The following is a 16232-nucleotide window of genomic DNA, read 5'->3' as shown; positions in this document are numbered from 1 at the left end:
GCCTAGACCCTTGCGTGGTGGCCGTGCAGGATCGAGGCCTGTTCGCCGCGCACGGTGCCGCCGGAGGGGGACCAGCTGATCGACCGGACCGGCGTGTCGCGGGGTTCGGGCAGTTCGATCCGGTCGCCCGGCCGACCGTGCCACGGATCGGGGGCGCGATCCGCGCCTGAACGCAGCGCCCCGGTCAGCAACTCGATGTAATCCGACAGTTCGTCGCGACGGGCGCGCATCGTCTTGAGCCGCGCGGCCAGCACGCGGGCGTCCGCTTCGGACAGGCCGTGGGCCAGGATGTGGTCAAAGACCTCCAGCGCCGGGCAGAGCAGGTCGCGCAGCACCGGCAGCGCGGTCTTGTCCAGGTCATTGCCGCCGGGCCCGGGGCCGCGCAGGTGCGGCGCGAGGATCGCCGTCGGCTCGCCCTCGCTGCGCAGGAAGCGGACCGTTGCCGAGGCCGCGCCGCCCTTGCGGATGCGGGTCAGCAGCCGAAGCCCCGTCAGCGTGAGGCCGGGCAGCTTCAACCCGAACAGGGCACGGCTGAGCACCATGGATTCCTGTTGCGCGGCCAAGTGATCGTCCAGCATCTGGGCAACCTCCGTGACCACGGTGTCACGCAGCGGGTGCGAGACCTCGGGCCGCACGACGATGTCGTGCCCGGTGCGTTTCAGGCACACTTCGCTGATGGCAAAGGGGTCTGTGGCTGAGACCCGTTGCAACAGGATGTCGATCGTTCCCGGGTGTGTGGCGTCTGCAACCAAGCGGTGCTCCTCTTGTCGTGGTCGGCGCGTTGGGCCGTCCATGCCTTATGTTTTCCGACATACTGGTTAACTGCCGGTAAACGGGCGTCGCCAAAGGATGAATCGGATCGGCCATTGCGTGGCTGTTTTCGCGGTCAATCCGCGCCGATCCGCCGCCATTGTTTACGAAGCAGGCACAATTGTGCCGATTTGAGGGCCCCCGACCCCGGTGAACTCGTATAGATGACTTTTTTCGTCGGAATTTCGGCGGGAGGTGCGCGTACCGTGTTGCAATGCGTCCAGAACCGATGTAACCGAGTAAAAGAGTAAGGAATTGCACCCACAGGAGTAAGACATGACCTTCAAGAGCGGGCTGGCCGCGATTTCGCTGGCAGCAGTGACGGGGTTCGTCCCGGTTGCGGCAATGGCGCAGGGCGAAGTGAACCTCTATTCGGCGCGTCACTACGACACCGACGAACGGCTGTACTCGGACTTCGAGGAGATGACCGGCATCACCGTCAACCGGATCGAAGGCGACGCGGACGAACTGCTGGCGCGGATGCAGGCCGAGGGCCGCAATTCGCCCGCCGACGTGCTGATCACGGTGGACACCTCGCGGCTGGTGCGGGCCAAGGACGCCGGCGTGCTCCAGGCGATCGACAGCCCGGTGCTGGAAACCCGCGTGCCGGGCTACCTCCAGGACGCGGACAACCAGTGGTTCGGCTTTTCGCAGCGCGCGCGGATCATCTTTTACGACAAGGTGGACGTGACCGAGCCGCCGCTGACCTACGAGGCGCTGGCCGACCCCAAGTACAAGGGCAGGGTCTGCATCCGCTCGGGCACCAACGCCTACATGCAGACGCTGATGGCGGCGCTGGTCCAGCACCTGGGCGAAGACGCGGCACGCGACTGGGCGGCGGGCGTGGTGGCCAACTTTGCCCGCGACCCGCAGGGTGGCGACACCGACCAGCTGCGCGGCATCGTGTCGGGTGAATGCGACATCGCCCTGTCGAACACCTATTACTTTGCCCGCGCCTTCCGCGAGACGGTGGACGGCGTCAGCGAAGGCATGGAGCGGATCGGCTGGGTCTTTCCGAACCAGGACGGCGTCGGCACGCACATGAACCTGTCGGGCGCCGGGGTGGCGGTGCACGCACCGAACCGCGACAACGCGATCAAGTTTCTCGAGTATCTCGCCAGCGACCAGGCGCAGAAGTATTTCTCGGCCGGGAACGATGAATACCCGGCGGTGCCGGGCGTGGGCCTGAGCCCCGCGGTGGCCGAGCTGGGCTTTTTCAAGCCGGATGACGTGGACCTGAGCGAGGTCGCCAAGAACATCCCGACGGCGCAAAAGCTGTTCAACGAGGTCGGCTGGAAGTGATCCTTTCACAGGCTGGCGGAAAGGCGGGGCAAGTCCCCGCCTTTTTCGTTTGTCGAGTCCGCAGCGTCGGTGTTCCGGGCGGCTGTTGAACTGTCTTGTCCGCGGTGCGACTGTCGGACCGGGCCTGTCCGGGACTATCCAGCTGGTGACGGCTGTCCTATCGTGCCCTGGTAATCGAGGCAGACGGCGCGGACCCCCGGGACAGGGTGGCCGCCTCAGCGCGGGGGACAAGAATGCCAGCGAACGACACGACACCGCGCCCGCGCGGCCTCTGGGCCATGGCGCAATATGCCGCCGCGCATACGCCGCCCAGCCGCAACCGCGCGGTCGACCTGTACCGGGCGGTGGCGATCTGCATGGTGGTGCTGGGCCACTGGCTGCTGATCGCGCCCATGGTTGCGGGGGGCGAGGTGCAGCTGACCATCCTGCTGGCCGAGGCGCCCTGGACGCAATACGCCACCTGGCTGTTCCAGATCATGCCGGTGTTCTTTTTCGTCGGGGGCTTTGCCAACGCGGTGTCCTGGGCTTCGGCCCGGCACGACCCGGTACAGCAGCGCGGCTGGGCGGCGACACGGCTGTCGCGCCTGCTGACGCCCATCGTGCCGCTGGTGCTGGTCTGGGCGGCCGCGGCGGCCATCGCCAAGCTGACCGGCGTGCCGCTGGATCTGATCGACGCCTCCTCTCAGGCGGCGCTGGTGCCGGTCTGGTTCCTGGCGGTCTATATCGTCATCACGGTTGTCGTCCCGGTGGCGGCGCGGGTCTGGGACGCGCTGGGCCCGGCCTCGGTTCTCCTGCTGATGGCGGGGGCGATTGCCGTCGACACGCTGGCCTTCGGCTTTGGCATGGGCTGGCTGCGCTGGACGAACTACGGCTTCATCTGGCTGGCGGTGCACCAGTTGGGGTTCTGGTGGCAGTCCGACCGGCACCGCCTGCCGCCGTGGTGGCTGATCTCGGCGCTGGGCGTGGTCTGGATGATCGTGCTGATCCCTGGCCTGGGCTTTCCGGTGTCGATGATCAGCGTCCCGGGCGAGGAGATTTCCAACACGCGCCCGCCGACAACCGCCATGCTGGCCATCGGCCTCGTGCAGATCGGCCTTCTTATCGCCATCGAGCGGCCGATCCGGCGCTGGCTGGACGGCGCGCGGGTCTGGGCCTCGGTCATCCTGCTGAACCAGATGATCATGACGATCTACCTCTGGCACCTGACGGCGGTGATCGCGCTGGTGGGGCTGTCTTTGCTGGCGGGCGGCATCGGGCTGGGCACCGCGCCGGGCACGGCGCAATGGTGGGTCCTGCGCGCGCCCTGGTTGCTGGCGCTGGTGGTGACGCTGGTGCCCTTCGTGGCGCTGTTTTTCCGCTATGAAAGCGCGGGCAAGCGAGGGCCGGAGGCGCTGCCCGGCTATGGCCTCGCCTTTGTCGGGGCGCTGCTGGCCTGTGCCGGGCTGGTGATGCTGGCGCTGGGTGCCATCGGCGCGCACCGGGCGCTGGGCTTCAACGTCGAGGCGATCGTGCTGGTGGTGGTGGGCGTCTGGCTGGCGACGCGCGGGCTGCCGGCGCGGCAGGGCTGAGCGCTACTCCCTGCGCCGCATCCGGCGGATCAGCAGCACCACGGGCAACAGCCCCAGTCCGGCGATCACGAGGCTGGGCACGGCGGCGCCCTCCAGCCGTTCGTCGGCGGCCAGCCGGTGCGCCTGCACCGCCAGGGTGTCAAAGTTGAACGGCCGCATGATCAGCGTTGCGGGCAGTTCCTTCATCACGTCGACAAAGACGATCAGCGCGGCGGTCAGCAGGCTGGGCCGCAGCAGGGGCATGTGGATGCGCCGCACGGTGCCCACGGCATTCTGCCCCAGCACGCGGGCGGCGGCGTCCATGTTGGGGCTGACGGCGGAAATACCGCCCTCATAGGCGCCGATGGCGGCGGCGAGGAAACGGATCATGTAGGCGCCCACCAGCACCCAGATCGAGCCGGTGAACAGCAGCCCGGTGGAGACGCCAAAGCTGTCGCGCATCCAGCTGTCCAATGCGTTGTCCAGCCCGGCAAAGGGCACCAGCAGGCCAACCGCGATCACCCCGCCGGGCACCGCGTAGCCCAGCCGCCCGACGTAGAGCGCGGCGGCGGACAGGCGGCCCGGCAGGATGCGGCTGACGCTGCCCAGGGTGATGGCGGCGGTCACGGTGACCACGGCGGCGACCGAGGCCAGCGTCAGCGAATTCTCGATGAAACGGATGTAGCGGCGGCTGAGCAGGTCCTGCCCCGAGCCGACGGCCATGGTCAGCAGCGCCACGGTGGGGATGAGCAGGCCCAGCAGGACGGGCAGGGTGCAGGCGGTGGTCGCCAGCGCGTTCATCGCGCCGGTCAGCCGGGTGCGCGGGATCGGCTCCTGCCGCCGGCCGGCGTGGTAGCGCGCCTGCCCGCGGCTGCTGCGCTCCAGCATGGCGAGCAGCAGGGCAAAGCCCAGCAGGCCCAGCGCCAGCTGCGCCGCGCCGGCCCGGTCCGCCAGCGAGAACCAGCTAGTATAGATGCCGGTGGCAAAGGTCTGCACGCCGAAATAGGACACCGTGCCGTAATCCGCGATGGTCTCCATCGCTGCCAGCAGGACCCCGGCGGCGATGGCGGGACGGGCCATCGGCAGGGTGACGCTGAACAGCGTGCCCAGTGGCGACCGGCCCAGCGACCGGGCGGCGTAGACCGTGCTGGCGCTCTGGCCCAGGAAGGCGGCGCGCGCCAGCAGGTAGACGTAAGGATACAGAACCAGGATCAGCATCGCCGCCGCACCGCCGGTCGAGCGGATCTCGGGGAACCAGTAGTCGCGCGGGCCCCAGCCGGTCAGGTGGCGCAGTAGCGACTGGACGATGCCGGGATGGTCCAGCAGGTGGGTATAGGCATAGGCGATCACATAGGCCGGAAAGGCCAGCGGCAGCACCAGCGCGACCTCTAGCAGGCGGCGGCCGGTGAATTCGGTCATCACCACCAGCCAGGCGGCACCCGTGCCGATCAGGAAGGTGCCGGTGCCGACCAGCGCCAGCAGGATCAGCGTGGTGAGGGTGTAGCCGCCCAGCACCGTCCCCGCCAGGTGCGAAAGCGTGTCGCTGTCGGCCGACAACGCGGCGAGCGACACGCCGACGTGGGGCAGGGCACAGAAGCCGGCGATCAGGACGGCGATCCCGATCAGGAGTCGCTCTGCCACTGTGCGCCGCGGTCGCTGCATGCCCTGCCTCCGAATTCTGCCCGGTCCTCGGTCCGAGCATTTTTATCGGGATTGGCGAGGATCGCGCGCAGAGTCAAGCGCGCGGGGCGTCGCGGCCTAGCCGAGCGACAGCATGTCCGCAGTGATCTGCGCCAGTTCGAAGTCGTTGAAGACCACCGTCACGCCCTGGTCCTGGAACACCACGTCATCGCCCTGCTGGGTCATGCGGGACAGGGCCTGCGCCGCGTTGGCATAGCCGAAATCGCGCAGGGCGATGGTGTCCCAAGCCTCGAGATCGGTGACCATGTGGCGGCCGTCGTCGCTGGCCTCGAAGACGAAGGTATCGGCGTAGAGACCGCCGGACAGGATGTCGTTGCCGGTCCCGGCCTCAAGCACGTCATCGGAACCCATGGCGCGCATGAAGGCCACCACGTCCCCGGCGGTCCGCGACACGAACTCGGGCGAGCCCATGAAGGCCGTCACCACCGCGACGCGCGAGGTTCCACTGTCCAGCGCGTCGGTCCAGGCGGCCATGCCGCCCGCGTCGGGCGCGCGTTTCAGCACGTTCTGGTACAGCAGCGTGACGAACTGCGTGTTCGAGGTCGTGCCATAGGTGGCCAAGAACTCGGGCGAGTTCATGAAGGCGGTGACGACCTGGCCGAAATCCGCGCCGCGGGCCAGCGTGTCGGTCCAGCTGGCAAAGCCGCCGCGGTCCGGCTCGCGGTCAAACACCGCGCGGAACAGGCGGTAGACGTCGTCGGTCCATTCGGTCGGGTCGTGCGTGGTGTCAAAGGCCTTTTGCGCGGCACGGGTCAGGCCCAGGTGCTCGGGGCTTTCGGCGAAGTGGCGCACCACTTCGGCGCGCGACATGCCGTTGGCCAGTTCGCCGGTCCAGCCGGACAGGCCGGCGGCCTGCGGGGCACGTCCAAAGACGTTGTTGTAGAGCAGGGTGACAAAGCGCGTGTCGCTGGTCGCGCCGTAGGTCGACTGGAACTCGGCCGAGCCGACAAAGGCGGCGACCATCTGGTCGAGACCCACCGCCCCGGAGGCTAGCTGCGTGGTCCAGTACTGGTGTCCGTTCAGGTCCGGTTCGCGGCCAAAGACCGCCTGGAAGGCGCGGTAGACCTGTGCGGAGGCGTCGCTGCCATAGAGGCCGCGCGTCTCGCCGATCAGCAGGTCGGTGCCGTCGCCGGCGATCAGCGTGTCACAGCCGCTGTGGCCCACCAGCACGTCCGAACCGGCGTCGCCGCTGAGGAACTCGTCATCCGTGGTGCCGTTCAGCCGGTCATTGAAGGCGGTGCCATACTGGCCGACGGGAATGGTGCCCAGCTGGCTGAGGTAGTCGCTGACCGCGACGGTCTGATCGCGAAAGGCCAGCGTCTCGACCCCGTCGAGCCGTGCATCCGTGCCGTCGCCGCGCAGCCGCAGCACGCCGTTTTCCAGCGTGGCGGTATAGGCGGCGCGCGTGCCGTCAAAGCGCACGGTATCCTTGCCGGCGCCGCCATGGATGATCTTGATGCCGGTTCCGGCGACAATCAGGTCATTGCCCGCCCCGGCGTAGACGGTGTCGTTGCCGGCCCCGGCGACGATGGAATCGTCCCCCGTTCCGGCGTTGAGCATGTCGTTGCCGAACCCGCCCTTGACCGTGTCGTTGCCTTCGCCGGTCGAGATCCAGTCATCGCCGTCACGGCCCAGCACCACGTCCTGGCCAAGACCGCCGATGATCCGGTCGTTGCCGCTGCCGCCTTCCTGGATCCACTTCTTCTCGATCACGATCTCGACCACGTCGTAGGGCATCAGGCTGGCGTTGACCTGCCCGGTGCCCAGGAAGTCGCCCGAGAGGGACACGAGCAGCGGGTCGACGTCGACCTCGGTGGCGAAATAGTAGTCGGTCAGGCCGCGGGGGTTGGTCGTCAGCGGGACGATCGACGAGGCTGTCGGCAGATAGGTGCGGTAGCCGCCGCCGGACAGGACCTGGAGGTGGTTCTTGTCGCCGTCGTCGAAGAAGGCCAGCCGCGACAGCGCGTCCAGCTCGGCCTGGTCGATGGTCCGGCGGCCCAGCCGGTTCATCCCGTCCGCATCGGCGAGATCGCTGAGCCCGTCGGATGAGGTGCGGTCCATGGTCAGGCGGGTCACCTGGACCGAGGTCGCCTCGGCCAGGAAGGGTTGCAGGTCGACGCGGACCGTTCCGGGCGAGAGGTCGCGCAGCGAGACATACAGCACGTCGTGGTAGGGGCTGGCGTAGTAGTTGATTTCGACCGCGCCATTGCCGGTGCCATTCCAGCCGGTGACCATGCTTTCAAAGGCCTCGGTGTGCCCGGTCTCCGTGCTGGTCTCGGGGCTGAGACTGTCGATCATCATCTGGAAGGCCGCGCCGCCGGCGGTCAGGTCCATGTCGGTTGCGCTGCGGTTGCCGCCGATGGTGTTGGCGGTGCGGTGCTGCAGCGGCCAGATGAAGGCCTCGGCGGCCTCGACGCGGACCATGAACTCGAACATTTCCAGCAGAACCGAGGGGCTGGCCATGCCCAGCTGGTTGTCGTTGCTGTTCAGCACGTTCCATTCGGTGATGAACAGCGGCACCTCGCGGCCCAGCTGCGTGTTGAAGTTGGCGATCCGCTCGTCGATGCTGCGCACCTGCTGGTAATCGCCGTCAAAGGCGAGCGAATCCTCGTGCGACTTGTTGTAGTAATAATGCGCCACGGCGCCGTCGATGGCACCCAGCGCGCGCGTGTCCAGCCACTGCAGGATCGCCTCGTTCGCCTCGTCCCAGCTGCCGTTGCCCTTGTAAGTGCTGCCGGCGCCGCTGGGGTCGCCCAGCTGCAGCAGGATCATCGGGTCGTGGTCCAGGCCGGGTTGGTCCCGGGCCAGCCGGTCGATGGCGTCCTGGGCGGCGTTGATGACCCGGTTGGCAGCGATGCCGTACTCCTCCTCGGTCATCGAGGAGACGAAGTTGCTGTCGGGGTTGGTCTCGGGGTGGCTGCTGCGGTCGAAATTCGCGTCGCGCGGGCCGATGGAGTATTCGTTGCCGATCTCCAGCCCGGTGACGTGATCGCCGTATTGCTCCAGCAGCAGGTAGACAAAGGCCTCGATCTGCGCGGCGGGAATGTCGACCTTGGTGGGCAGGACCACGGTCACCTGGATCGGGTTGCCGGGCGCGCTGTTGGCGACGACCCAGTCCATGAAGGCCCGCACCTCGGCCCGCAGCTGGCCGTTGTCCAGCCGGGTGATGTCGATGGTGTTCTCGGTATGGCCGCCGGGATAACGCAGGCGCGTCAGGTCCAGCGCGTCGACGGTTGCGGCAAAGCCGGAGTTGGGCAGGAAATCCCCGGTGGCGCTGATGTTGATGTCGTGCAGCGCGTTGGCGCCGAAATGCCCGTCGGTGACGTAGGTTCCGGTCGCTGCGGACGACGACAACGAGACGCTGTATGAAGCCATGACACACCCCTTCTTCGGGGTAGACGCTCGGCTGCAAGGCGTGCCGCCACGGGGCTGAACCGTGGCGAAAAGTGGAACTTAACCCGCTATTTTATCTGGATTTTAAGGGGTCGGGCGGAGCTCGCCGCCAAGCCCCTGTGAGAGCCGTTCGGCAAAGCTGCGGACCTAGCCGAACTGCCGCGAATCCAGCTCTTCGAGGTCGAGATCGGCCAGCGTGCTTTCACCGATCAGCACGATCGCGGACAGCGCGGGCGCGTCCTCGGTGGGCAGGGTGGCAAGCACCTCGTCGCCCAGCACGATTTCGGTCAGGCCGGGATCTTCGGCGTTCAGGCGCAGGCCGATCTCGGGTGCGTCGCCATGGGCGCTGTCGTTGTAGACCACCATCAGCTGGTCTTCGTCCTCGTCGAAGTCGAGCACCTGCGCGCCCTGCGAGACCATCCAGTCCCCCAGGACAAGCACGTCGGCCCCGGTGCCAAGCCAGACAACGTCATCCTCACCGGCGACGATGGTGTCATCCCCGATGCCGCCGTTCAGGTAGTCGCGTCCGTCTTGGTCCTCGCCGTCCGGACCCCGGTCGAGGCCGAACAGGAGGTCATCGCCTGCGCCGCCGTACAGCGTGTCGTGACCGCGACCGCCGATCAGCGTATCCGCGTCCTCGCGCCCGTGCAGCGCATCGTGCCCGGCATTGCCGTGCAGCATGTCCGCGCCCAGTCCGCCCATCATGGTGTCATCGCCGGTGCCGCCGTACATCACGTCATCCCCGGCATCACCGTAAAGATCGTCGTCGCCGGTGTCGCCGGTCAGCGTGTCATCGCCCGCCCCGCCCAGCAGGGTGTCCCCGCCACCGAACCCGCGGATCAGATCAGCGCCGTCGCCACCCTGGATCGACTCGCCCTCGTCGCTGCCGATGAACTCCTGCGCCCCGGCGCCCGGCGCGGCGGGGTCCGGGTCCGCTGTCGGGTCCGCAACGTCGGCCGGCGCCTTTATGTCGGCCGGCGGCAGGGGGGCATCGCCGGGAAGGGGAGTGTCGTCCGGATAAGACGCTGTTTCATCGTCCGGATCGGACTCCGAGCCGTCATCCGGGCCATCGTCTTCCGGGTCATCATCCGGGTCGTCGTCCAGCAGCGATCCTGACCAGTTGTCAGGCAAGAGCGCTTCCCAGCCGTCCGGCTCGACGTCCGGGTCAGAGCCGCCTGCGGCGTCTTCGGTCTCGTCACGCTCCGGGTCCGGCTCGTCCTCCGACTCGTCGTTGAAGGTGAGAAAGGCCAGAGAGCCAAGGGCCATCATGCCAAGAAGACCTGTGATCAGGATCATCGCTCTGCCTCGGGATCGTTCTTTTTGATTCAGGCCAGTGTCGCCGACACGGCCGCGCAAGGCAAATCAGATCGTCACACTGGGTTAATTCGGGGTTGCGTCGTGGCGGGCGTCCGCGGTGGCGTGACCATGCGCGGACTGTCGGGGACCGTGTTTACGAAGTCTGCGATCCCGCTTTTCAGAGGCACGCGAAGCGCTTAGTTTCACGGCATGATCTTTCGCCGCCGCACGCCCGAGCCGGACAGGCCCTCTGCCGAACTGGCCCCGATCCGCCCCGAAACTCCGTTTTTCGCGGTGGGTGACCTGCATGGCTGCGATCACCTGTTCGACCGCCTGCTGCGGCACCTGGACCGCCTCCGCCATCCCGATGCCGTCCTGGTCACGGTCGGCGACTACGTGGACCGCGGCGAGGACACCGCGCGGCTGTTGCGGCGGGTCCGTTTCTTGAGCGAGGCCGCCGGCGACGCGATGCAGTGCATCATGGGCAACCATGAAACGATGCTGCTGGACACGCTGGACAACCCCGCCAAACACGGGCCGCGCTGGCTGCGGCATGGCGGATTGCAGACCCTGGCCAGCTACAGAGTGCCGCCCGTTCTGGGCGAGCGGCCCGAAAAGGACTGGCTGGACATGCGCGACCGGCTGGTCGACGCCATGGGCGAGGAGACGATCGCCTGGCTCCGCAACCTGCCCTTGTCCTGGCAGACGGGCAACGTCGTGGTGACACACGCCGGCGCCGACCCGGCCGCGCCGATCGAGACCCAGTCCGCCAACAACCTGTTGTGGGGGCATCCCGATTTCCTGCGGCTTCCGCGTTCCGACGGGCTGTGGGTGGTGCATGGCCACACCATCACGCAAACCCCCGAGGCGGCCGAGGGGCGCATTACCACCGATACCGGCGCCTACGCAACGGGCGTGTTGACGGCCGCCCTGGTCGAAACCGACAGCGTCACCTTTCATTCCGCCTGAACGGGGCTGACCGCTCTTCAGGGCGGGTCCATCTCGGCCTCTCAGCTGACTACCTGTAAAAATGGATTCAGGCGATGGCTGGCTTACGGTTTTGGGTCGAGCAGGATTTGCGGAGGGCGCACACCCAGGAGTTGCAATTGGCAGTTTTGAAACTCGTAAATTCATACATGCCTGGAAATTCGGGAATTGGGAAAGGAATGAAAAACTGCAAACTGACAGTTGCAAACACCAGGTGCTGCCAATTTGAGTTGTTTCTTTACCAACTGCTCCATAAAGCGCGGGCATTAAGGTTTTGTTAATTGACTTCACGTCGGGGCATTCCTTAGACCGGCTCTGAGGCGGAGGTCTGAATTTTCCGGGCCAAACCGACGTGTTACCGCTCTGAGGGGGCAGGATGTTTGATGTGAGGTTTGTGGATGACGCGGTTTTTCCCGCAACCAAGGCGGTGCAAGGGCGCGCGGCGGGTCATCGGCGCCTGTTCCGCGCGACAAAGAGGGCATTCGATCTGGTTTTCAGTGTCTTGCTGCTTCCCGTCGTGCTTGGCTGTGCCCTTTTCCTGCTGATCCTGAACCCGTTCTACAACCGCGGACCGCTGTTCTATGTCCAGTCCCGGATGGGCCGGAACTGCAAGGCCTTCCAGGCGATCAAGTTCCGCTCCATGCGCGTCGCGCCCAAGGTGGAGCGCGGCGCCGACGCGCCGCTGGAAACCGACCGCATCACCCGGCTTGGCGGCTTCCTGCGCAAGTCGCGCATCGACGAGTTGCCCCAGATTATCAACGTGTTGCGCGGTGACATGAGCTTGATCGGCCCGCGCCCGGATTACTACGACCACGCCGTGCAGTACCTGGAGCTTGTGCCGGGTTACCGCGAACGCCACATCGTGCGGCCGGGCGTCAGCGGGCTGGCGCAGACCGAACTCGGCTATGCCGAGGGCTTTGAGGCGACGCGATCAGGTGCCCGTGCCTAACCCGCCGAGAGTTCGTGATCGGACCCAGCCGCCACTCCCTTCGTATCCGAGCGCGGCGCGAATCACACTGCTGGGAAGGGTAAAAGGTTTCAATAAAACAAGTCGAATTCCCCACTGGGTTTTACAAGAAGGAAGGCAATCAACCAATGGTTGTTCGAAAATGCGATGTGCCAACATACTTCCGAATAGCTATCAATCCTTCCGAGATCATGGTAGGCGCGAAAGCATTGTGCGACATTTATTCAACAGTCTGTTTTCCTTGAATGTTTTTTGCGCTCTGATCTTGCAGTAAACGCTTTGTTTACCATTTTTTCGGTTTATCGATGCTTGAAAAACAACGTGACCGTGTACGGCAAGCGGAAAGAGGGTGAACACCTTGAAACATGAACCGACCAAATTCTCGTGGATGATTGATGTTTTTGATGACTTGGCCACATTTGCGGCAAATGAAGGGTTGGTTTCCAGTTGTAAGGCGATCACTATCCTAAAAGAGATAGTCGAGCAAGAAATATCCAAAGCGGAGCTTGGGGCTTCAGTGTGCGGAAATGGTCAGGCATCAGTGGGGCGGCGACCTGCAGTAATAAATATCCCATTGGGTATGAGGCCGGGCGTCAAGGAGTTATGAGAGCCACGCAAAAGGCGCTCATCGAAAGGGATAGCTATTTTGCTAATAATTTTTGCGTGGAATGGGTGGGCCCTTTAATTTTTTACTGTCGACCCCAGTAATATACGGGTCTGAGAACTTCATACCCGGTTTGCTAATTTTTTTCAGTGCTCCGGTAACGAGTAGCGGTTGAGCCATACGCGCCGCAGCCCTACCGCATCGGCGTAGGAGACGTGCTCCTGCTGGCGACCCGCAGCGCGGGCAGCACGATCGAGCAGCTGTCCCGCCTGCTTGCGGCCACGAACCAGCGCCGGGGCTACACGGTGCGCGACGACGGTTCGATCGCCATCCCCGAGATCGGCGCCGTCCAGCTGGCCGGCATGACCCTCCAGGAAGCCGAGGACCGCCTGTTCCAGACCCTCGTGTCGAACCAGATCGACCCGTCCTTCAGCCTCGAGGTGGCCGAGTTCAACTCGCGCCGCGTGGTTGTCGGCGGTGCGGTCAAGTCGCCGCGGGTGGTGCCCGTCACGCCCAGCAACCTGACGCTGGGCGAGGCGCTGATCGCGGCGGGCGGTCTGACGGTCCGCGACGCGGAATTCGCCTCGATCCGCATCTACCGCGACGGCACGCTGTACCAGATCCCGGTCGAAACCTACCGCGCCCAGCCCGAGCTGAACGACAAGCTGCTGGTCAACGGCGACGCGGTGTTCGTGGACACGACCTATGACCTGGATCGCGCGCTGGAGTTCTACAAGGCCAAGATCGACGTGATCTCGTTGCGGTCCAGTGCGCGGGGCAATGCGCTGAACGCGCTCAGCACCGAGATCGGCCTGCGCCGCGCGGCGCTGGACGAACGCCGCTCGTTGTTCAAGCAGCGCACCGAGCTGGGCGCCGAAGGGCGTGACTACGTCTATCTGAGCGGCGAAGTGTCGAAGCAAAGCCGCTTTGCCCTGCCCTATGGCAACGTGGCGACCCTGGCGGACGTGCTGTACAGCGAAGGCGGGTTCGACACCACGACCGGCGATCCGACGGAAATCTACGTGTTGCGCGGCAACAGCGATCCGGGCCGGGCGGGCGAGGTTGTCGCCTTTCACCTGGATGCGGGCAATGCGGCGAACCTGCTGCTGATGACCCGGTTCGAGATGCGGCCGAACGATATCGTGTTCATCGAGGAACAGCCGATCACCAAATGGGGCCGCGCTCTGCAACAGGCCTTTCCGTCCATCCTGAACGCGGCGGCCGGCGCCGCGAACTGACCGACGCCGCCCGCGCCTGGATCTGACCCCGTCCTGGACCCAGGGCGGGGTTCTCCGTTTGGGCCACCGGCGGTTGTGTGGTGGCCTGTCCGGTCACGCTGCAAAGCGGCAATTTCCGGCCGCTTTCGCGTCGCTTGCCCTCGCGGACCCGGGATCAATGGTGTAAGGAACCGCCGACGCCCGGCACTCAGGTGGGCACAAGACTCAAGACACTTCAAAGGTTGCCATGACGAAACGCGCATTGATCACCGGTGTCACCGGCCAGGATGGATCCTATCTTGCCGAGTTCCTTCTTGAAAAAGGATACGAAGTTCACGGCATCAAGCGCCGCGCCTCGCTGTTCAACACTGAGCGGGTCGATCACATCTACCATGACCCGCACACCCGCGGCAAAGACTTCACCCTGCATTACGGGGACCTGACGGACACCTCGAACCTGACCCGCATCCTGTCCGAGGTCCGCCCGGACGAGGTCTACAACCTTGGCGCGCAGAGCCACGTCGCCGTGAGCTTTGAGGCGCCGGAATATACCGCCGACGTCGACGCCACCGGCGCGCTGCGCCTGCTCGAGTCGATCCGCTTTCTCGGGATGGAAAAGACGACGCGCTTTTACCAGGCGTCGACCTCTGAACTGTACGGCCTGGTGCAGGAGACCCCGCAGACCGAGACCACGCCGTTCCACCCGCGCAGCCCCTACGCCGTGGCCAAGATGTACGCCTACTGGATCACGGTGAACTACCGCGAAGCCTATGGCATGTATGCCTGCAACGGCATCCTGTTCAACCACGAGAGCCCGCGCCGGGGCGAGACCTTTGTCACCCGCAAGATCACCCGCGGCATGGCCAACATCGCCATGGGTTTGCAGGACTGCCTCTACATGGGCAACATCGACGCGCTGCGCGACTGGGGTCACGCCAAGGATTACGTCCGCATGCAGTGGATGATGCTCCAGCAGGACCAGGCCGAGGATTTCGTGATCGCCACCGGCGTGCAGTATTCCGTGCGCGAGTTCATCCAGTGGACCGCCAGGGAGCTGGGGATCGAGCTGGAATTCTCGGGCACGGGCGTGGATGAGGTTGCCAAGGTGGCAGCGGTCACCGGCGACAAGGCGCCGGCGGTGAAACCGGGTGACGTGATCCTGCGCATCGACCCGCGCTATTTCCGCCCCGCCGAGGTCGAGACCCTGCTGGGCAACCCGGCCAAGGCCAAGGAAAAGCTGGGCTGGGTGCCCGAGATCACGGCGCAGGAGATGTGCGTCGAGATGGTCGCCGCCGACCTCAAGACCGCGCGCCGCCACGCCCTGCTGAAAGATCACGGATACGACATCCCCATGGCGCAGGAAAACGGCTGAGACCGGGCGCGACCGGGTACCATTTCGAAGACAGGAGGCACGCCATGCCGAAGATCTATGTCGCTGGTCACCGTGGAATGGTAGGCGGGGCCATCACCCGCAAGCTCGAGGCGCGCAAGTCGGCAGGTGAGGACATCACCCTGGTCACCCGGACCCATGCCGAGCTGGAACTGACCGACCAGGCTGCGGTGCGGGATTTCATGTTGTCCGAACGGCCCGACATCGTGATCCTGGCCGCCGCCAAGGTGGGCGGCATCTACGCCAACAACACCTACCCGGCCGAATTCATCTACGACAACCTGATGGTGCAGTGTAACGTGATCCATGCCGCCTGGGAGGCGGGGGTCCAGCGCATGCTGCAGCTGGGGTCGTCCTGCATCTACCCCAAGGCCGTACCGCAGCCGATGCGCGAGGCGGCGCTGCTGACCGGCCCGCTGGAGCCCACCAACGAACCCTACGCCGTGGCCAAGATCGCCGGCATCAAGCTGTGCGAAAGCTACAACCGGCAATACGGCGTCGACTACCGTTCGGTCATGCCGACGAACCTGTACGGCCCGGGCGACAACTTTCACCCGGAAAACAGCCACGTGATGCCCGCGCTCATCCGCCGCTTTCATGAGGCCGCGCAGGACGGCAAGGAAAGCGTCGTGATGTGGGGCACGGGCAAGCCCCGGCGCGAGTTCCTGCATGTCGACGACATGGCGGCGGCCTCGCTCTTTGTGCTCGACCTCGACAAGAAGACCTATGACGCCAACACCCAGCCGCAGCTGAGCCACATCAACGTCGGCAGCGGGGTCGACGTGTCGATCCACGAGCTGGCGCAGCTGATCGCCGAGGTGACCGGCTTCAAGGGCCGGATCGAGCTGGACCGGACCAAGCCCGACGGCACCATGCGCAAGCTGATGGACGTCAGCCGTCTGGCCGACATGGGCTGGAAGGCGTCGATCGACCTCGAAGAGGGGCTGCGCGAGACCTACCAGTGGTTCCTCGACAACCAGGACAGCTTTCGCGGCTGAAACGGCGCTTCATCCGCGCC

At 65.6% G+C, this 16232-nt stretch carries 12 protein-coding genes and 1 pseudogene; 9 read left to right on the top strand and 4 right to left on the bottom strand.

From position 1 onward, the window contains the following. Positions 1–2: 2 nt before the first annotated feature. On the bottom strand, positions 3–752 hold the full coding sequence (locus MAA8898_RS08630) for a hypothetical protein (protein ID WP_094020593.1): 750 nt from the start codon (positions 750–752) through the stop codon (positions 3–5). Between the two features lie 403 nt (positions 753–1155). Here MAA8898_RS08630 and MAA8898_RS08625 point away from each other — a divergent pair, with 403 nt between their 5' ends. Both MAA8898_RS08625 and MAA8898_RS08620 read left to right on the top strand, forming a co-directional pair. Next, on the top strand, positions 1156–2112 hold the full coding sequence (locus MAA8898_RS08625) for a Fe(3+) ABC transporter substrate-binding protein (protein WP_245853340.1): 957 nt from the start codon (positions 1156–1158) through the stop codon (positions 2110–2112). 233 nt (positions 2113–2345) lie between these two features. Further along, positions 2346–3680: an acyltransferase family protein gene (locus MAA8898_RS08620; protein WP_094020591.1), complete on the top strand. Its 1335-nt coding sequence runs from the start codon at positions 2346–2348 to the stop codon at positions 3678–3680. Between the two features lie 3 nt (positions 3681–3683). On the opposite strand, the gene MAA8898_RS08615 is transcribed toward MAA8898_RS08620, so the two are convergent. The 3 genes from MAA8898_RS08615 to MAA8898_RS08605 form a co-directional block, all read right to left on the bottom strand. After that, positions 3684–5321: an ABC transporter permease gene (locus MAA8898_RS08615; RefSeq protein ID WP_094020590.1), complete on the bottom strand. Its 1638-nt coding sequence runs from the start codon at positions 5319–5321 to the stop codon at positions 3684–3686. A 96-nt stretch (positions 5322–5417) separates the two neighbouring features. Further along, complete coding sequence (locus MAA8898_RS08610) at positions 5418–8735, bottom strand: DUF4214 domain-containing protein (RefSeq protein WP_094020589.1); 3318 nt, start codon at positions 8733–8735, stop codon at positions 5418–5420. Positions 8736–8900: 165 nt separating this feature from the next. After that, the gene (locus MAA8898_RS08605; protein WP_094020588.1) at positions 8901–10049 is read right to left on the bottom strand and encodes a calcium-binding protein; all 1149 of its coding nucleotides are present in this window, start codon (positions 10047–10049) and stop codon (positions 8901–8903) included. 210 nt (positions 10050–10259) lie between these two features. On the opposite strand from MAA8898_RS08605, the gene MAA8898_RS08600 reads away from it, so the two are divergent. The 7 genes and pseudogenes from MAA8898_RS08600 (at position 10260) to fcl (ending at position 16212) form a co-directional block, all read left to right on the top strand. Next, positions 10260–11018 carry a metallophosphoesterase gene (locus MAA8898_RS08600; protein ID WP_094020587.1) on the top strand — a complete coding sequence of 253 codons (759 nt, stop codon included), beginning with the start codon at positions 10260–10262 and terminating at the stop codon, positions 11016–11018. A gap of 394 nt (positions 11019–11412) precedes the next feature. Continuing rightward, a complete protein-coding gene (locus tag MAA8898_RS08595) occupies positions 11413–11985 on the top strand; it encodes a sugar transferase (protein WP_094020586.1) in 573 nt (190 codons plus the stop codon). Between the two features lie 376 nt (positions 11986–12361). Beyond that, the gene (locus MAA8898_RS25765) at positions 12362–12610 is read left to right on the top strand and encodes a hypothetical protein (RefSeq protein WP_141194816.1); all 249 of its coding nucleotides are present in this window, start codon (positions 12362–12364) and stop codon (positions 12608–12610) included. A 191-nt stretch (positions 12611–12801) separates the two neighbouring features. Continuing rightward, positions 12802–13038, top strand: a pseudogene (locus MAA8898_RS27060) (polysaccharide biosynthesis/export family protein); the annotation flags it as partial. After that, positions 13012–13845, top strand: a complete 834-nt coding sequence (locus tag MAA8898_RS08590; RefSeq protein WP_281252860.1) for an SLBB domain-containing protein — start codon at positions 13012–13014, stop codon at positions 13843–13845. The pseudogene MAA8898_RS27060 and the gene MAA8898_RS08590, both read left to right, overlap by 27 nt. A gap of 226 nt (positions 13846–14071) precedes the next feature. After that, a complete protein-coding gene (gene gmd, locus MAA8898_RS08585; protein ID WP_094020584.1) occupies positions 14072–15196 on the top strand; it encodes a GDP-mannose 4,6-dehydratase in 1125 nt (374 codons plus the stop codon). Positions 15197–15240: 44 nt separating this feature from the next. After that, positions 15241–16212, top strand: coding sequence for a GDP-L-fucose synthase (fcl, locus tag MAA8898_RS08580; protein WP_094020583.1), 972 nt, complete (start codon positions 15241–15243; stop codon positions 16210–16212). Positions 16213–16232 lie beyond the last annotated feature (20 nt).

The sequence above is a fragment of the Antarctobacter aquimaris genome, assembly GCF_900184945.1.
In the GTDB taxonomy this organism is placed as follows: domain Bacteria; phylum Pseudomonadota; class Alphaproteobacteria; order Rhodobacterales; family Rhodobacteraceae; genus Maliponia; species Maliponia aquimaris.
This window is presented reverse-complemented; position numbering and strand designations above follow the sequence as displayed.

Bases quoted from the DNA above. Each gene is read 5' to 3' on its own strand.
- MAA8898_RS08615 (WP_094020590.1), bottom strand. From the start codon at position 5,321: ATGCAGCGACCGCGGCGCACAGTGGCAGAGCGACTCCTGATCGGGATC.
- MAA8898_RS08600 (WP_094020587.1), top strand. From the start codon at position 10,260: ATGATCTTTCGCCGCCGCACGCCCGAGCCGGACAGGCCCTCTGCCGAA.
- fcl (WP_094020583.1), top strand. From the start codon at position 15,241: ATGCCGAAGATCTATGTCGCTGGTCACCGTGGAATGGTAGGCGGGGCC.
- MAA8898_RS08605 (WP_094020588.1), bottom strand. From the start codon at position 10,049: ATGATCCTGATCACAGGTCTTCTTGGCATGATGGCCCTTGGCTCTCTG.
- MAA8898_RS08620 (WP_094020591.1), top strand. From the start codon at position 2,346: ATGCCAGCGAACGACACGACACCGCGCCCGCGCGGCCTCTGGGCCATG.
- MAA8898_RS08610 (WP_094020589.1), bottom strand. From the start codon at position 8,735: ATGGCTTCATACAGCGTCTCGTTGTCGTCGTCCGCAGCGACCGGAACC.
- gmd (WP_094020584.1), top strand. From the start codon at position 14,072: ATGACGAAACGCGCATTGATCACCGGTGTCACCGGCCAGGATGGATCC.
- MAA8898_RS08595 (WP_094020586.1), top strand. From the start codon at position 11,413: ATGTTTGATGTGAGGTTTGTGGATGACGCGGTTTTTCCCGCAACCAAG.
- MAA8898_RS08625 (WP_245853340.1), top strand. From the start codon at position 1,156: ATGGCGCAGGGCGAAGTGAACCTCTATTCGGCGCGTCACTACGACACC.